15 protein-coding genes are annotated in these 17,326 nt (G+C 37.9%); 1 reads left to right on the top strand and 14 read right to left on the bottom strand.

All coding sequences use genetic code 11. The annotated features are described in order from the left end of the window. Nucleotides 1–76: 76 nt before the first annotated feature. The 10 genes from DIZ80_13010 to nudF form a co-directional block, all read right to left on the bottom strand. Nucleotides 77–1,081: a protein CapI gene (locus DIZ80_13010; protein ID RDH81036.1), complete on the bottom strand. Its 1,005-nt coding sequence runs from the start codon at nucleotides 1,079–1,081 to the stop codon at nucleotides 77–79. 107 nt (nucleotides 1,082–1,188) lie between these two features. Beyond that, nucleotides 1,189–2,493 carry a UDP-glucose 6-dehydrogenase gene (locus DIZ80_13015; protein ID RDH81037.1) on the bottom strand — a complete coding sequence of 435 codons (1,305 nt, stop codon included), beginning with the start codon at nucleotides 2,491–2,493 and terminating at the stop codon, nucleotides 1,189–1,191. A gap of 39 nt (nucleotides 2,494–2,532) precedes the next feature. Further along, on the bottom strand, nucleotides 2,533–3,639 hold the full coding sequence (locus tag DIZ80_13020; GenBank protein ID RDH81038.1) for a TIGR03790 family protein: 1,107 nt from the start codon (nucleotides 3,637–3,639) through the stop codon (nucleotides 2,533–2,535). Nucleotides 3,640–3,726: 87 nt separating this feature from the next. After that, entirely contained in the window at nucleotides 3,727–4,605 is an 879-nt protein-coding gene (locus DIZ80_13025; protein RDH81039.1) for an exopolysaccharide biosynthesis protein, read from the bottom strand. Between the two features lie 12 nt (nucleotides 4,606–4,617). Further along, the gene (locus DIZ80_13030) at nucleotides 4,618–6,375 is read right to left on the bottom strand and encodes a lipopolysaccharide biosynthesis protein (protein RDH81040.1); all 1,758 of its coding nucleotides are present in this window, start codon (nucleotides 6,373–6,375) and stop codon (nucleotides 4,618–4,620) included. Nucleotides 6,376–6,387: 12 nt separating this feature from the next. After that, nucleotides 6,388–7,713, bottom strand: coding sequence for a hypothetical protein (locus DIZ80_13035; protein RDH81041.1), 1,326 nt, complete (start codon nucleotides 7,711–7,713; stop codon nucleotides 6,388–6,390). A 22-nt stretch (nucleotides 7,714–7,735) separates the two neighbouring features. Further along, nucleotides 7,736–8,341, bottom strand: coding sequence for a sugar transporter (locus DIZ80_13040; protein RDH81042.1), 606 nt, complete (start codon nucleotides 8,339–8,341; stop codon nucleotides 7,736–7,738). A gap of 262 nt (nucleotides 8,342–8,603) precedes the next feature. Next, a complete protein-coding gene (locus DIZ80_13045; protein ID RDH81043.1) occupies nucleotides 8,604–10,997 on the bottom strand; it encodes a hypothetical protein in 2,394 nt (797 codons plus the stop codon). Then, nucleotides 10,994–11,392, bottom strand: a complete 399-nt coding sequence (locus DIZ80_13050; protein ID RDH81044.1) for a hypothetical protein — start codon at nucleotides 11,390–11,392, stop codon at nucleotides 10,994–10,996. Before DIZ80_13050 ends, DIZ80_13045 begins: the two co-directional genes overlap by 4 nt. Nucleotides 11,393–11,567: 175 nt before the next feature. After that, nucleotides 11,568–12,161, bottom strand: coding sequence for an ADP-ribose diphosphatase (nudF, locus tag DIZ80_13055; protein RDH81045.1), 594 nt, complete (start codon nucleotides 12,159–12,161; stop codon nucleotides 11,568–11,570). A 44-nt stretch (nucleotides 12,162–12,205) separates the two neighbouring features. Between nudF and DIZ80_13060 the strand changes: the two genes are divergently transcribed. After that, a complete protein-coding gene (locus tag DIZ80_13060) occupies nucleotides 12,206–12,481 on the top strand; it encodes a hypothetical protein (GenBank protein ID RDH81046.1) in 276 nt (91 codons plus the stop codon). A 172-nt stretch (nucleotides 12,482–12,653) separates the two neighbouring features. On the opposite strand, the gene DIZ80_13065 is transcribed toward DIZ80_13060, so the two are convergent. The 4 genes from DIZ80_13065 to DIZ80_13080 form a co-directional block, all read right to left on the bottom strand. After that, nucleotides 12,654–13,664: a quinone-dependent dihydroorotate dehydrogenase gene (locus DIZ80_13065; GenBank protein RDH81679.1), complete on the bottom strand. Its 1,011-nt coding sequence runs from the start codon at nucleotides 13,662–13,664 to the stop codon at nucleotides 12,654–12,656. Between the two features lie 70 nt (nucleotides 13,665–13,734). Beyond that, nucleotides 13,735–15,468 (bottom strand): single-stranded-DNA-specific exonuclease RecJ, encoded by a 1,734-nt coding sequence (gene recJ / locus DIZ80_13070; protein RDH81047.1) that lies wholly within the window; start codon nucleotides 15,466–15,468, stop codon nucleotides 13,735–13,737. 49 nt (nucleotides 15,469–15,517) lie between these two features. Continuing rightward, nucleotides 15,518–16,552, bottom strand: a complete 1,035-nt coding sequence (locus tag DIZ80_13075; GenBank protein RDH81048.1) for a hypothetical protein — start codon at nucleotides 16,550–16,552, stop codon at nucleotides 15,518–15,520. Beyond that, on the bottom strand, nucleotides 16,552–17,298 hold the full coding sequence (locus DIZ80_13080; protein RDH81049.1) for a 23S rRNA (guanosine(2251)-2'-O)-methyltransferase RlmB: 747 nt from the start codon (nucleotides 17,296–17,298) through the stop codon (nucleotides 16,552–16,554). The genes DIZ80_13075 and DIZ80_13080 overlap by 1 nt, the downstream gene beginning before the upstream one ends. Between the last annotated feature and the right edge of the window lie 28 nt (nucleotides 17,299–17,326).

The raw sequence follows: 17,326 nt of genomic DNA on the forward strand, positions 1-17,326 counted from the left end.
TATACATTCCTTAGTAGTTCTTCCTATAATCTTTCATCAACCAGATAAAGCTAACGATGGGTAAGCTCAATATTAATTAACTGTGGTACTCTTTATACCAGTCAACAAATTTTTGTATTCCATCTTTCAATGGTGTTGCAGGCTTAAAACCAACCGCTTCTATTAATGCATCTATATTTGCGAAGGTCGCAACCACATCGCCATCCTGCATACCCATCATATTTTTTTCAGCTTTTTTACCGACTGCATTTTCAATAGTTTCAATAAACTCCATTAATTCAACTGGCTCATTGTTACCTATGTTATAAACTCGATATGGCGCATAACTTGTAGCTGGATCAGGCAATGATTTATCATACTGCTCGTTAGGTTCTGCAACCTTATCAATCACACGTATGACACCCTCTACAATATCATCAATATAAGTGAAATCTCGCTGCATCCTACCTTTATTAAACACGTTTATCGCTTCATCACGTAAAATAGCACCCGCAAACAATGAAGGTGACATATCAGGTCGCCCCCAAGGGCCGTAAACGGTAAAGAAGCGTAAACCCGTTGTCGGTAGATTATATAAATGACTATAAGTATGCGCCATTAACTCACCTGATTTTTTAGTAGCTGCATACAAACTAACAGGATGATCAACATTGTCATGCACACTAAACGGCATATCCGTGTTTGACCCGTAGACACTTGAACTACTCGCATAAACCAGATGCTCCACTTTGTTATGCCTACAACCCTCAAGTATGTTGGCAAAACCAACCAAATTACTATCGACATAAGCAAGTGGATTTTCTAAAGAATAACGAACACCAGCCTGAGCAGCTAAATTCATTACGCGATTGAATTGCTGCTCTTTAAATAGCTTAGCCATCGCTTCACGATCAGCCATATCCATTTTAATAAAAGTAAATTTATCAAAATTTGCCAGCTGTTTTAGTCGATCATGCTTTAGTTGAACCTCATAATAATCATTAAGATTATCAATACCAACAACTTCGTCACCTCTTTCTAGAAGACGCTTTGAAAGATGCATACCTATAAAACCAGCTGCACCGGTTACTAAAATTTTCATAGCATTACCATTTCACTCTTTACTTTAGTGCTTCTACAGGTGCACATATATCAATTTTTTCATTAGTTTAAAAATATGCACCTTAAGGAGCACCTACAATCAATTCACTACCTGCCTACACAGGTGTATTTAAACCCATGTTCTTCCATGATTTCTTTTTCATATACATTTCTCAAATCTACAAATACATTTCCTTTCATCATCGATTTAACTTTTGCCAAGTCCAGACCACGATATTGATTCCATTCCGTCATCAAAACAATCGCATCTGCGCCCTTTATTGCTTCATCAATGTTATTCATATATTGAATTGCTTCAGGTAATAATTTTTTAGCCTCTTCTACACCTTCAGGATCATGTGCTTTTATAGTCGCCCCCTTATCTACCATAGCAGGTAATATTGCCAAAGAAGGTGAATCACGCATATCATCCGTTTCTGGTTTAAACGTTAAACCTAGAACAGCAATCGTTTTTTCTGCCTCTGATCCACCAAGTGCATTTCGAATTTTAGAAACCATTCTTGCTTTCTGCGATGCGTTAACCTCAACGACTGATTCAACTATTCGACTAGACACTCCATGTTCTTGTGCTATACGTATTAAAGCCAATGTGTCTTTTGGAAAGCATGAACCACCATAACCAGGTCCTGCATGTAGGAATTTTTTTCCTATTCGGCCATCAAGCCCCATTCCTTTGGATACTGAATGTACATCCGCACCTACTTTTTCACACAACTGGGATATTTCGTTAATAAAACTAATTTTAGTTGCTAGAAACGCATTTGATGCATATTTTATAATCTCAGCACTTTCAAGGTTTGTTATATGCAGTGGCGCTTCAATTAAATTTAACGGACGATAAAGCTCACGTAATAAATTTTCTGCTTTTTCTGATTCAACACCCAGAACAACTCTATCTGGCCGCATAAAGTCACCAATTGCAGAACCTTCTCTTAAAAACTCAGGATTAGAAGCCACATCAAAATCAGCTGATGGATTTGCCTTTTCGATTATTCTATGCACTTCACGTGCGGTTCCAACAGGAACCGTCGATTTATCAATAATTACGGTATACCCCGTCAAATAACCGGCCAGCTCTTCTGCAGCCGCATAAACATACTTTAAATCAGCATGGCCATCACCTCGACGTGTAGGTGTGCCTACAGCAATAAAAACCAAATCAGCTTTTGATACTGCATTTTCTAATTCTAGCGAAAAATTTAAACGCCCTGACTCAACGTTTCGCCTGACAAGATCATCAAGACCAGGTTCATAAATGGGAATTGCACCCTTTAATAAAGCATTTATTTTAGACTCATCTTTATCTACACAAATTACATTTGCACCAAATTCAGCAAAACAGGCACCAGAAACCAAGCCTACATAACCTGAGCCAATCATTACAACTTTCATTTTAGTATCCTAAATTTAATAAGCTCACTTTCACTAACTTTAATTACAATTTCGAGATTCTCGACTAACATAATTATCAATTTCATTTTTTAAAAACCGTACAACACCTTTTCGATTAATATGTAATTTACAGTCTTTATATGGTGAAGCTAATGGCTCACCAACAAATAAACCCTGTCCCGGCATTTGAACGCTTTTCCAATAAGCCTCAAGTAATGTTTCGCCTGACATATACCTTTGCATTAAAATAACCGGGTTAGGAAATTTTTGTGCAAAATTACATGGCTCAACTACTGTTCCATATGTTCCAGTTACGCCTGCATCAATCCATTCGATCACGCTCATTTGCTTACCATTAAACAGATGACCACCGGTAGAAGTCAAATGATCAGCAACAGCCCCAGGTAAATATTTATTTTTATTTACCCATTTTACTTTCTCTTGCCCCGTAAAATAAAACATAACATCATTTGCATTTTTTATAGCATCAGCTTTTATAACTTCAACATTTAAAACATCACCTAGTGTTTTCTTTATATGTGGGTAATATACTGCCCTCACATTACGCTGCTTGTCACTAGTACTGAGAAGATAAGCAGATGCAACTGGCCGACTATAATCGGCTAACTCACCTCTATCAATTAACTGTTTTACACCTTCAACTGTACCAGCCGACAACATCATAGATGGTCTTATTTTATAATCCATATAAGGTTGCTTACTATGGCTATTAAAATACTTAACCGGCTTAGATAGTTTACATCCCTTAGCACAATAGTCCTTACTAAAACCAAGCGAAAGCGCAGAGGTCATTGACATACAATCTGCTCGCCAGGGCTTTCTCCACGCTAAAACATAAGCCTGTATATTTTCTGGTACTCGATCTTTAAGCTGCATTTCTATTTCTTTAAACTCTGCCTCGCTAAGCGAACTTAACTTTGCACTAAAGCTTAAATAAATAATATTTCCATCAGGTATTAACCTTGTTTTTTGATAGTGTTTTGCTATCTCTAAACTTTCAGGGTCATTTTGATTAACCAGAACAGCTAATGTCTGGTTATTTATTTCCGCTTTTACAGAAGTAATTACCAGTATAGCAATCACTGTTAATAAAATTTTATATTTGAAAATTACTTTCGTATCCACTTATCTGCATATTCACTGGCAAAAAACACCTATATAATGAGTTTACATCCAGAATATAAAATTAAACTATTAATTAACAACTTTAACCTATGCCGACTTCTTACCTAATTTCGATAAAATCTGTGCAAATAAACCTGGTTTCAGATCTAAACCAGCATAATCTTTATCAGTTGTATATGCTTTATTTAACACAGTACCTATCACCTCATTACCCTGTAATATTTCAAACGCCTGCTTCAATTCTGTCTCCTGTGTTTTCCCTTCCTCTATTACTACCAGAGTTGTATCTGCATTGGGTATAAAAGCTAATGTATCTGAACTTTCCAGTAAAGGAGGTAAATCAAAAATAACAATACGCGATGGATACCTGTGTTTTACTTCTTCTACCAATCTTTGCATTTTTGGTGAACTTAACATTTCAGATGAGTTTGCAATGGCACGACCCGCAGGTAAGACAACAAAACGTGAAACTCCTTCTGGATTAACCAGCATTTCATCCAACGGTTTATCGTTCAATAAATAATCACTTAATCCATAGTCGGTATGAAAATCAAAATACTTATCCAGCTTGGGTGAGCGTAAATTTGCATCTACTAATAATACAGTATTATCAATTTCACGCGCCAGGCTCATTGCTAGATTAATCGCTGTAAGTGACTTACCTTCTCCATTACCAGGACTTGTAATAGCCAGTGTATTCCAGTTTTTTTCATTTAGCCGCTGCAATACCTGGGTACGCAATATTCTATAGGCATCTGAAATATTATTTTGCTGTTCAGTAATAATTCGTTTTTCTCTGAATTCATTCACTGGCATGGGTACGGTACGGGTATTTGTATACTTAATATCCTGACCTTCAATACTCTGCTGATTTGTTACGGGTTTTGCTATTGACCCAGTAATTCTGCCGCCATTCTTAATACGTTCCTGACGGGCAAGCTCTAATGCCTGTTTAATACGCTCCATTATAAACCCCTCTTATAAATCCATCACGTTTTCAGCTTTACGCAACCCTCTAAACCAGAGAACATCCAGCGGGGTCCAGAAAAAATGAATTAATAACATCACGCTAATAATGCTGCCTACTACCGAACCAATGATTAACTGATTTGTGCGCTGTTTATGTCGTAAATCATAAGTATTATAAATAATTGGAATAACTGCCAACGGTGCAGCTGTTAATATTTTATGTATGCTTGCTACACCACGAACTGAACCATCCATAGCCTCTTTCAGAATTGCCACACCTAGTCCTGCTGCAATTGAAAATATTAGTGACAAAAATACAATGGCTACCCGATTAGGCTTAACCGGTTTCTCTGGAAACTGAGCGGGATCAATTAATAAAAATGACTCTCCTTTACTCTCTTTTTCAAGTTCCTGCCCAATTTCTGCTTCCATTTGTCGTGCTTTGATATCCTGAAAACGTGATAATGCACTTTGTTGCTCACGAGTCAGCACCATAAATTCTTTTTCAACCTGTGGACTTTTTGATATTCTTTCCTCAAGATCCAAAAGTTTCTTATCAAGTCGCTTTTTTCTTGAACTGTTTGATGTAATTTCTGTTTCTACTGTTTTAAGTTGTGTCTGAACGGTAATATAAGCTGGATTATCTGGCTGGAGTTTCATTACCCCTTTCTCAATTTTCATAGGATTATCAGCAATCAGTTTTTCAAGAACGACTATTTCCGATTCAAGCTTTATAACATCAGGATGGCTTACAGAATATTTCTCTTTAACTAATGCATATTCACTACGTTTTTGGGTTAATTTTATTGCATGCTCCTGAAGATTAATTCCATGACCCGTAGTCTGACGAAGGCCCGCTATTTCTCTTTTTATTTTAACAATATCCGGATGCTTGTCTGAGTACTTTGTTGATAAGCTTGCGAATTCAGATTCAAGTGCTTTTAACCTTGATACAGGATCAAGAATTGATTGCCCGGTAGCTGAACGCATATTGGTTAAAGGATTGATCTGGTCTAGCTGACTTTGTAAATAGAATTTTCTCTCTTTTAATGCCCTTAACTCAGCATCTACTGAATCAAGTTCCGACTCTGTTCGATTTAGCATCGATAAATTCATTGCCGACATTTCTGGCAAGCTGTGAGCATTTTTTTCTTTAAATTCAGCTAGTTTTTTTCCAGATTCTGCAATTTTATCTTCTAATTTAGACGTTTCATCTGTTAAAAACGAGTAGGTTTCAGCCGCTTTATCTTTACGTGTTTTCAGGTTTTCGGCTAAAAAAAGGCTAGTTAATTCACCTGCTACTTTTTGTGTTGAGTCAGGGTCGCTACCTTCATAAGACAACTTAAAAGCAATTGTTGCCACACCAGGCCTGCCAGTACGTGGATCCATAACATCGGCACTAATCATGTTCAAACCAATATCATCACGCATTTCTTCTAACACTTCTTCAGTGGTATTACGTTTTCTTTCTTTTACATAAAGTTTATACTTTTCGACTATTTCCATTAAATTAGGTCGCGTCATCACACTCTGACTAATTGTTTGAATACGCTGAGCAGCAAACGAGGTAACTGTTGAACGAACAAGCTCAGTTGGAATTTCCTGCTCTTTAATCAAAATAGTTGCAGATGACCGATAAGTAGGCGGCCATACAAGCGCAGTAATCAGACCCAGTAGAAACACTACCAATCCTGTGGCAATAATTGCTGCTTTTCTACGACTTAAAACTGCCAGATAATCTTGGATACTTTTTTCTTGCTCTTCCATATTTATTTCTTATTAATAAGTTGAGGCCAATTTCGGCCAATGTAGATTTAGATTAACATAGACAGCATTTGAAGAACTGCCTTCATCACTATTTGATATATTTTGTTCAATATACCTATACAAAACATCCAGGTTCCAGTTTTTATTTAGCTTATATCTAACAGATGGCTCGAACCTATAACGGGTTCTATCATTTGATGAATCAACACCACTTATGGTTTCTGTCTTATATGCATTTAGTATAAAACTGGTCGAAAATCTTTCTGTATTTTTAATACTGAACTGATAGGTAGCACTACGTTTCTCCTGTGCCCCCCCGAAACTGGAAGGTATTACTGTTCTTCCGCCAGTAAAATTATGTGATGTTGTTTCTGATTTACTACTATATGACAAATTAACAACTGTTCCATCATCTTTACTTTTAACATCGTCAAAAATAGGTATGACTCTTAGAACCAGGAATGATGGAGGGCATAGTCCATTAGAATAATTTTCAATAGGTTCGACACCGAAATTTTCACCTGTAGCTGTATTTATCAACTCACACCCTATTAGCTGGTCTTTTATTAATGACTCCAGTCTACGTCCCCCGACGGATAAACTTACATCTGAAATCTGATTTATTGTGTACGTATAATCAACCTGTAATATAGATTGATCGTAAGAAAAGCCAGCATCTGGGCTATCATATTCCGAATATGATCCTGTAAATCCTACTTGATGACTTTGTGTAATTATCCAGAGCGAATTAAAACTAGCACTATCATAATCATAGTCCTCATAATTCAGATTTGTTTTCTCATCATAAGCCACATTCGTATTATTTAAGCTAAAACTAATTTGAGAAGTTTCACTCAAACTCCATCTAACAGAAGGAGAAACTGAAGCCGTTTTACGCTCAGTATGGTCATCCAGCAAACCTGCATCTGGGCTTTCAGTATCAAAATCAGTATCAAAATTTGAGTTTCGTTGAAAACTGGTATTTAATCGCCAATTAGATCGTTCAGTCTGTCTACCACCATCAAATATAAAGAAAGCATTATCACTATCAGCATCTTCAACATCTTGATATTGAGTGACTTTACCTCTGGCATCAATCGCCACATCCCACACTCTTTGTTCTTCACCTGAAAACTTGACCCTGGGTTCGAATGTAAAACCAGTTGAACTCTCTGGATTGCTATTATCAGGACGCATTCTAACATTATCGTTATATAGTGCTTTTAGAAAAATACTGGGCTCAACTTTCCATTCTGCCGCATTTACTGTTGTTATTGAAAACACACAAACACTCAATACGGTTAATTTGATTTGAAATAATTTCAACTTAAAACTCATAAAATCAACTACTCAACAAGTTTTAAGGAACTACAACAACATCACCACTTTGCAGTATGATGTTCTGTTTTAATTTATAACCACCAGCAACTTCATCATACTCAAACAACATACTTTTAATATTGCCATTTACTCGGCGTAAAATTTTAATATTGTTGGAGCTAGCGTAAGCATTTAAACCGCCTGCCATTGCTAATGCCTGCATAACATCTATGTAAGATGTACCAATATATTCACCCGGGCGATTTACCTTTCCAACAACAAAAATTTTGTTATTTTCAATTTTACGTACCGCAACTGTTACCACAGGATCTGGAATATATTGCTTAATTTTACTGGCAAGTAACTTTTGAAGTTGACTCACACTTTTACCACCCGCATGCAAATCACCTGCAAGTGGAAAACTCATACCTCCATCAGGGCGTATTAATACTTCCTGCTGCAAACCTTCTTCTTTCCAGACGGAAATATTTAAAATATCACCCGGGCCAATCTTATACGATGGCATTGAAGTCGCAGTTTTTGAAGGCGCCGCCAGCACAACCGAACTGGACAACATAAATATAATTAAACCCTGAAAAAATGTTTGTAATACTGTTTTTGATGATTTTCTAATATATCTATTCATTAATAATCGCTAATATAGTTCCATTTAAATATGACACATAATAGGCAATCTAGGGGTTTGATGCAAAGCTTTTAAGGCATTAAGTCCTTCAACTTCTTAAGGAAATTTTGTTTTGCCTAAATTATTCGTTTTTTGTAAGAAAGTACTAACCCGTTTGAAGTATTAACATGAAACTAATTTAAATTTACTGGCAGAATATCAATATTTTAATTTCCAGATCTGGGCAAGCAAAGTAAAACCCATTTATCATGATTTTCTAATATTAGCCTATCATTACCTCTTTAGGCACACCCAGATGATAACCCTGCACATAATCTACCCCCATATCTTTTAACATATTGAGCGTGTCTTCATTCTCCACCCACTCTGCAATTACTTTTACCTTCATTACATGCCCTACACGAACAATTGCTTCAACCATTGCCCTGTCGATCGGATCATTAATCATATCCACAACAAATGTGCCATCTATCTTGATGTAATCTACTGGTAAGGTTTTAAGATAGGTAAATGAACTGAGGCCGCTACCAAAATCATCCAGTGAAAAACGACACCCCTTATCTTTTAGGGCTTTAATAAACTGAGTTGCTTTAGCCAGGTTGCTAATGGCTGCGGTTTCTGTAATTTCAAAGCAAATTCTATTCAGGTCTGTCTGATGCCTGTCTGCCAGTTCCAGTATATATGTCAACAGGTTCTCATCTGCCAACGACGTACCTGACAGATTTATTGCCACAACATTGTCCATACCAGCGCAACTTGTCGAGCCCATGTACTCAAACACCTGGCTAATAACCCAACGATCAACTGTTGTCATTAAGTTATAACGTTCTGCGGCTGGAATAAATGCATCAGGGCGAACAATATCATCCTTTTCATCTCGCATACGAATCAGAATTTCACAATGCTTACGCTCAACCTCATTCTCCTTAATACCCACAACTGGTTGTTCAAATAGCACCATACGCTGATCTTCTAGCGCTTTGGTAATACGACCTGCCCAGTGCATCTGACCATGACGCTCAGATAACAGGGCATCTGAAGGCTCATAAACATGCACCCTGTTTCGCCCCATATCTTTAGCTGCATAACAGGCCATATCAGCTGATGCAAGAATGGTTGCAAGATCCATATTATCAATATTAATACCCACTACACCGATACTCGCACCAATTTCAAATGTTCTGTCCTGCCAGACAAAGCGAAAATTCTTTACCGATTCTCTTACTTTTTCTGCAACCTGAGTCGCCTGTTTTAATGCGCAGTTTTCCAGTAATAAACCAAATTCATCTCCACCTAAACGAGCAAGCGTATCACCCTCTCGTATACAGGATTTAAACAGATCACCCAACTGACGCAACAACTCATCACCCGCCACATGACCACAGGTATCATTGACGATTTTAAACTGATCAAGATCGAGATAACAAAGTGCATGATGTCGATCTTCTACCCCCACATTCATTAATGCTGCTTCTAGCTGCTCTTCAAACATACGGCGGTTAAACAGGCCTGTAAGCATGTCGTGGCTTGCCTGATAAGACAGCTGACGACTTAATTTACGCTCCTGACTAACATCCTGAAACACCATTACCGAACCAATAACTTCACCTTTATCATTACGCATAGGCGCAGCTGTGGCTTCTATCGGAATTGCTTTACCGTCATTTCTGATTAGAGCTGAGTGATTTACCAGCACTTCAACCTGCCTGTTTTTTAAACAGGAAACGGTTGGACTAGGCACATCCTCCCCTGTATCTTCATTAATAAGCTTAATCGCATCACTTAAATCAGAATCTTTTACCTGACTCGAACTCAAACCTAATAAACGCTCTGCAACCGGGTTAAAGTACTGAATAACATTACTTGAATTGGTGGTTATCACGCCATCCATGATTGAATGCAGAGTAACCTCTGCCTGCACCTTTTCTTCAAAAAGTGCTTTTTGTGATACCTCAAGCTCTCGCTGGTGAGAAATCACCGAATCCAGAGCCTGATTAATGAATTTCGCCAGATAACCAAATTCATCATTTCGATTTTCATTAAATCGAACCGACTGGTCTTCTTTCGCAAATCTCTGCGCCGATGTCATCATATTCAAAAGAGGCTTCGATAACACTTTTTGCAGTATTTGCTGCAATATCATGCCAAATGTGAAAACCAGCGTGCCAATTATCAATAACATCTGTTTTCTGGAGTCGGTTATCGTTTGCTCAAAACTGCGCATATACACATCTAAATCGACCACCTTGATATCGGTATTAGACTCTACCCTTAGAAGCAACTGACCTTTTATCTGCACCTGATCACGACTTAGCTCACCAAAATGATATTGATGACCTGCAAACTCATAACGAATAGACTCAATTGGGTATTTATCTGAAAAGGACTGAAAAAGGCCTGCGACCCTATTAGACATATATTGATGGTCAAAAATATTTTTATGATGAAGGATATAGAGGTTTTCTATTTCATGCTTAACATAGAGAATATTATTATTATATTCGTCAGTGAGCTGAGATTCTCTCTGATTAAGAATATAAGTGGCAACCAGCAAGCCTACTAACACCATACCCCAAAACACAATGCCCGTAACCTTAGCGGACAATGACGTACTAACCGGTTGATTCTGCTGCATTTTATTTTTATTCTGACTCATTTAAACCCAAGCCAGCGTACTGCTAGCAAAACAGGGCAAATACCGCTTAAACCAGCACCAAATATAGCAAATCCCATAAACCAGGGGAAAAACCAGAGCGCTTCAACCAGAAAATAACCGACACACAGAAAAGAACCAACAATGATTCGCCACAAACGCTCAGACTCTATATCAAACTTCGCATTTTCAACAAGAGCAGAATCTGCATACACATACTCCTGTTTAAGCACATTACTTCGCACCAGACCAACTAGCATCGGCACACGCATATTGGTTATGCCTTCAAAAAATAAAACACCAATAATTGCATACATCACATAATTAAGGTCAAAATACAGCACCACCAGTAACGCAAGGCCCATTATAGTTCTATAGGTTCTATCGGACATATCCATCTCCAAACCGGAAAGTAACACTCAAACAACTTAATACCATTTGCTTTATCAAATCAGGGCCGTAATCAGCACCAATTTAGCAATTTTCATTCATATCTACTTACTAATATTAGCAGTTCATTTATAAAATGAACTGTAATTGAGGCAATTATAAAAAGAAAAATACTGAAATTAACTACATAACAAAGCTTTCCATGCGTAATCGCTCCCGATTAAGCTGCAACCATTGCAAAGCAATAAGAGGAATTGCAGCGCAGATCTTGCCCGAAACCATCAGATCATGTAAATCGGTATAATCGACAACAAACACTTTAATATCTTCACCTTCATGCTCAACACCATGTATACCTTCTGCCCGAGCACTATCTACCAGAGCACATAAAACGTGAATTTTTTCAGAGCAACCGCCCGGGCTTGAGTAAAAACTATGCACATTTTCAAAACTATGCACATCTAAACCCGCCTCTTCCATACACTCTCGACGAGCCACATCGACAACGGACTCTCCCTGTTCAACCATGCCCGCAACAATCTCCATCAACCAGGGGCCATTTTCATCATCAATAGCCCCTACTCGAAACTGCTCAAGTAAAACAATTTTATCTTTAGACGGGTCATACATTAAAACAGCAACCGCATCACCTCGGTGAAATAACTCACGTTTTACTTCAATCTCACCACCCTGATAAGTTTCATGCTGTATATGGCATAAATCGACTTTAAAAAAACCACGATACTTAGGCTCTGATTTAAGCAATTTCCACTTCATGTTTTTTCACCCTCTAAATAAATAGATGATATTATTGAAATATAATGCATTCACAACTACACAAGTTAATCGGTCAGCAGATTACCCATGATAATAAATCATGTATGTTAATCGAAGTAATTGATAATGGTCCATTATTAGTCTTTCAATGCCTGGCTAAAAAAGAAATACAGCATGACCAGCACGGCAACGCCAATAGAAGATCATTACCTACCTTTACAATTCATTGCTTAAATGAATTTAAAACTGATTTACACCCTGTACTTAAAGAACTACTGAGTACAACAGAACAGAAAACGTTACTAAATAAACTTGTTTAAGCACAACCACTCTATCCGGTGAACGCTAAACAAATACTCACAACATATACGCCCTATTGTAGGAGTTAGCTTTAGCTGACGATTTTCGAAGCAAGTAATAAACGATATGGCTCACTTCAAATTGCTACAACTACCATCAGCTAAAGCTGACTCCTGCAAACATAAATAACGTTTAAATTCGCTCTACACATTCATGCACCAGCCCAGGCCCCTGATAAATAAAACCGGTATAAATTTGCACCAGACTAGCACCTAACTGTATTTTCTTTTCCGCATCATCAGCACAACTAATTCCACCCACGGCAATTACAGGAATTTTCTGTTTTAAATGTGCTGCCATTACCTGTAACGAATGATCTGCTTTTTCTTTTAAAGGTCTTCCGCTTAATCCACCTTGCTGGCTACCATCGGGTAAATTTTCAACACCTTCTCTGGAAATCGTCGTATTACTAACAATGACACCATCAATAGAATACTCAATAAACGTATTAGCTAATGATTCAATTGCATCATCATCCATATCGGGAGCAACCTTTACAACAAGAGGCACATACCTATCAAACTGCTGCGTCAGCTCTCTTTGTTTAAATTTTAAATCTCGCAACAAACCCTGCAAGGTTTCACCAAACTGTAAATCACGTAATCCCGGAGTATTAGGTGATGAAATATTAATCGTAATGTAATCCGCATGATTATATACTTTTTCCAGGCAGATCAAATAATCAACAACCGCATTTTCTTCTGTCGTATTTTTATTTTTCCCTATATTTATTCCAAGCACACCCTTAAAGCCAGATCGAGTTACATTTTCCAGTAGATTATCTACACCTTTGTTATTAAAGCCCATACGGTTGATAATCGCCTCTGCACTTTCCAGTCGAAATAACCGGGGTTTATCATTACCATCCTGAGCCAGAGGCGTTACTGTGCCTATTTCAACAAAACCAAAACCACAACTGGATAGTGCATGAAAGTACTCACCATCTTTATCAAGACCAGCCGCCAGGCCTACCTTGTTTGGAAAGTTAATACCCATTACATTAACGGGCTTAATCTTATTTTTTCCAAAAAATAGTTTTATTAGTTTAAATTTATGTAATAAGTTTAATCCACGCAAAGATATTTCGTGCGCCGTTTCAGGGTTAAACATAAACAGAATTTTCTTAACGAGTCCGTACGGCATTAATGCCATATTATTACCTTTTCCTTAAATCATTTTTCTTAATATTCTGTAGGCACACCTACATTTAAAATTACATTGCTTCAAAATACTCTACAATCAACTGAGCTGTTTTTTTATTTCTAAACTCATTAACATCGAGTCGATAAGCAGCACGAATATAACCATCACTTTCCTGCATTAATGAAGCTGGAGCATTAAATGCAATTGCTGATATGGGTTGCTCAGCATCTGAAGACTGCAACTCCATTTTAAGGTGTTTTTCACCCACCACTCGCCAGTCAATCACTTCAAACTCACCATCAAAAGTAGGCTCAACAAACCCCTGCCCCCAGGGTCCCGCATTTCTAATTGACTCCGCCAGTGATAAGCCAAAATCATCACCCTGTAATTCTCCGTCTGACTCTATAACACCCTGTAAAGCGTCATCATCTAACAGTTGTTTTACTACATCATTGAAGCTTTTTTCGAATAATTTAAACTCAGATTTGTTTAAACTTAAACCAGCTGCCATAGCATGGCCGCCAAATTTGATAATCATACCCGGATGCTGGCTTGAAATCGTTTCTAAAACATCACGAATATGCAGGCCTTTTATAGACCGCGCAGAGCCTTTAATAACCGTTTCATTATCATTTGCAAAAACAATAACAGGACGATTGAATTTCTCTTTAATTCTTGAAGCTAAAATACCTATGACACCCTGATGCCAGTCTGCATTATATAAACACATTCCATATGGCAGTTCAGTCTGACTCATCGACACTTCTAAATGTTTAAGACTTTTCATCGCCTGCTGTTGCATTTGCTGCTCAATCTCGCGCCTGTTTTTGTTTAACTGATCTAATTGCTCTGCAATAGCCATAGCCTGATTAGCATCATCGGTTATTAAACACTCTATGCCTAATGACATATCTTCAAGCCGACCCGCAGCATTTAATCTGGGACCAATAGCAAAGCCAAGATCACTGGAAACAATGCGATGTATATCACGACCCGCAATTTTTAAAATAGCCTGAATGCCTACACATGCTTTACCCGCCAGCATGCGTTTTAAACCTTGGGCAACAAGAATGCGATTATTACCGTCCAGTGGCACCACATCTGCTACTGTGCCCAACGCGACAAGATCCAGTAACTGCCCCATATTTGGCTCAGTTCTATTTTCATTAAAATAACCAGCTTCACGCAAACCTGCTCTAACCGCGAGCATTACGTAAAAAATCACTCCGACACCAGCGAGATTTTTGCTCGGAAAAGAACATCCCGGCTGATTCGGATTAACAATGGCATTGGCATTCGGTAACTCGGCTCCCGCCAGATGATGATCAGTGACCAATACATCGACACCCGCATCCCTTGCTGCCTGCACTCCCTGTATACTTGAAATGCCATTATCAACTGTGATTAATAAATCGGGTTTATTCTGACAGGCAACAGCAACTATTTCAGGGCTCAATCCATAACCATAATCAAACCGATTGGGCACAAGAAATGAAACATCTAAATGACCCAACATTTTTAATGCACGCATACACACAGCAGTACTGGTTGCACCATCTGCATCAAAATCACCAACGATTAAAATCTTCTGTTTATTCTGTATGGCATTTACGACTAAAGCGACGGCCTGCTCTATTCCCATTAACTGGTTAAATCCAGTTAATTTACCCAAAGCATAATCAATATCATCAGTCGAATTTATTTTTCTATGACTCAATACTTTCTGCAAAATCGGGTGCAAATCAGACTGTTTCAATGAGTCTGATATTTCACCTGAAATTCGTCTTATTTTTTTTGCTTGCATTATAACTGTCAGTTTCCAAATAACGTTTAAGACACGCCTAAAGGGCCGCCTATAAACTACTCATATATTTATAAAGAGGTTTATTCTTTTTCCAGAATTTTAATAAATTCATTCTATTAATTTTAAATATCTGCCCATTACAGGGGTATATATTTACTTCATCCACTTTCTTTGACGCTAACAGATCTATAACCTGCTTAAGTTTATCTTCACAGAATATTTTTAAATCCTCCAGCCATACATCGACATCACCGTAACAAACCGACTCATATAACTGATCAAGCACGAGTACAGAGTTGGAATCAACACTATCTATTTCTTCTGTTGCTAATACCGATACACCTGCTTGCTTAGCCAATGCTATTGCCAATACTTCATCAGCAAATAACTGCCTCGGTATTTGTGTGCCCGTACAATCTGAATCGAACCGAAGATCCCATAACCACAAGCCATTAATAGTCATTTCACCTTTCGCTTCTCTGCCTTGATTCACTTCGTGCGAAAAGAACAACATCTGCGCTTCATTAACTATTTTACGCCACCAGATCTCATCTTCACCCTGTGGCATAAAATGTTTTATATCACGACCTAATGCATAATCCAGCGCATTAAATTCAAGCTTAAGTGGTTTATTACTTTTTAAATACCAGCGATGCTCATGAGTTGAATGCAGGGATAAATCATCTTCAGCAAAGTGTTGATTAAAACAGGTTATTAGTTTTTCAACTTCCTCAGATTCAGGTAAAACCAGTTCAGTTCCTATTAAAATAGCATGATCAGACTCAGCCTTATAATGCACAGGGTCAGCACGATAAAAATAACCCTCGGATATATCAACACCATCATACTCAGCGGTTAACTGACATAACGACTGTTTACATTCGGGGTTAATTAACTGTACGAGCGTTTCATAATACGAGCTATTTTTTTTTGAACCTGATTGATCACTGTACATATCAGATCGGGATAAAATTTTATTAACTAATTTAAAATCAGATTTATTTAACTGCTGTTGAATATGAGCAGGCATATCATTTGCGAAAGGCCCTAATAAACCGGGTATAACCATATTTAACTGTTTCATTAAAGCTGACTACGCTGCCTGACCGCTTCAAATAAACAGACACCCGTAGCAACAGAAACATTCAAACTTTCAACCTGCCCAGCCATAGGCATTTTAATCAGCTGGTCACAGTTTTCACGGGTTAATCTTCTCATGCCTTTTTCTTCCGCACCCATAATCAAGGCCAGTTTTCCGGTTAATTCGGCATCATATAAGCTAATATCAGCTTCTCCTGCCGTACCAACAATCCATACTTCGTTTTCATTAAGCTGCTTTAATGTACGAGCAAGATTAGTCACCTGAAAGAATGGCATCGTTTCAGCAGCACCGCAGGCCACTTTTCGCGTTGTTGATGTAATGCCTGCTGCCCTGTCTTTCGGCACAATAACCGCATCCACACCAGCCGCATCAGCTGTGCGCAAACAGGCACCCAGATTATGCGGATCAGTCACACCATCTAATACCAGCAAAAGCACATCTTCTTTTTGCATGATATCTTCCAGTGAATGTCCTTCGATTTTAGCGGACGCTTTATATCGAATAACAACGCCCTGCGTTTTATGACTATCAGCCTGTTTCTGTAAATCTGTTTTCTTTAAATAATCAACCGAGATGCCCTGAGATTTTGCATAATCAACTAACTGTGTGATTCGTTTATCATGGCGATTTTTTTCCACCATTAATTGAAGCACATTGACCGGGTCATTGCGCAAAACTGATTCAACAGCATGAAAACCAAAAACAATTTCAGATTGTGTAGATTGCATAATTATTACCGGATCACAAACGACTTAA

This window comes from endosymbiont of Galathealinum brachiosum, from assembly GCA_003349885.1.
GTDB lineage: Bacteria > Pseudomonadota > Gammaproteobacteria > SZUA-229 > SZUA-229 > SZUA-229.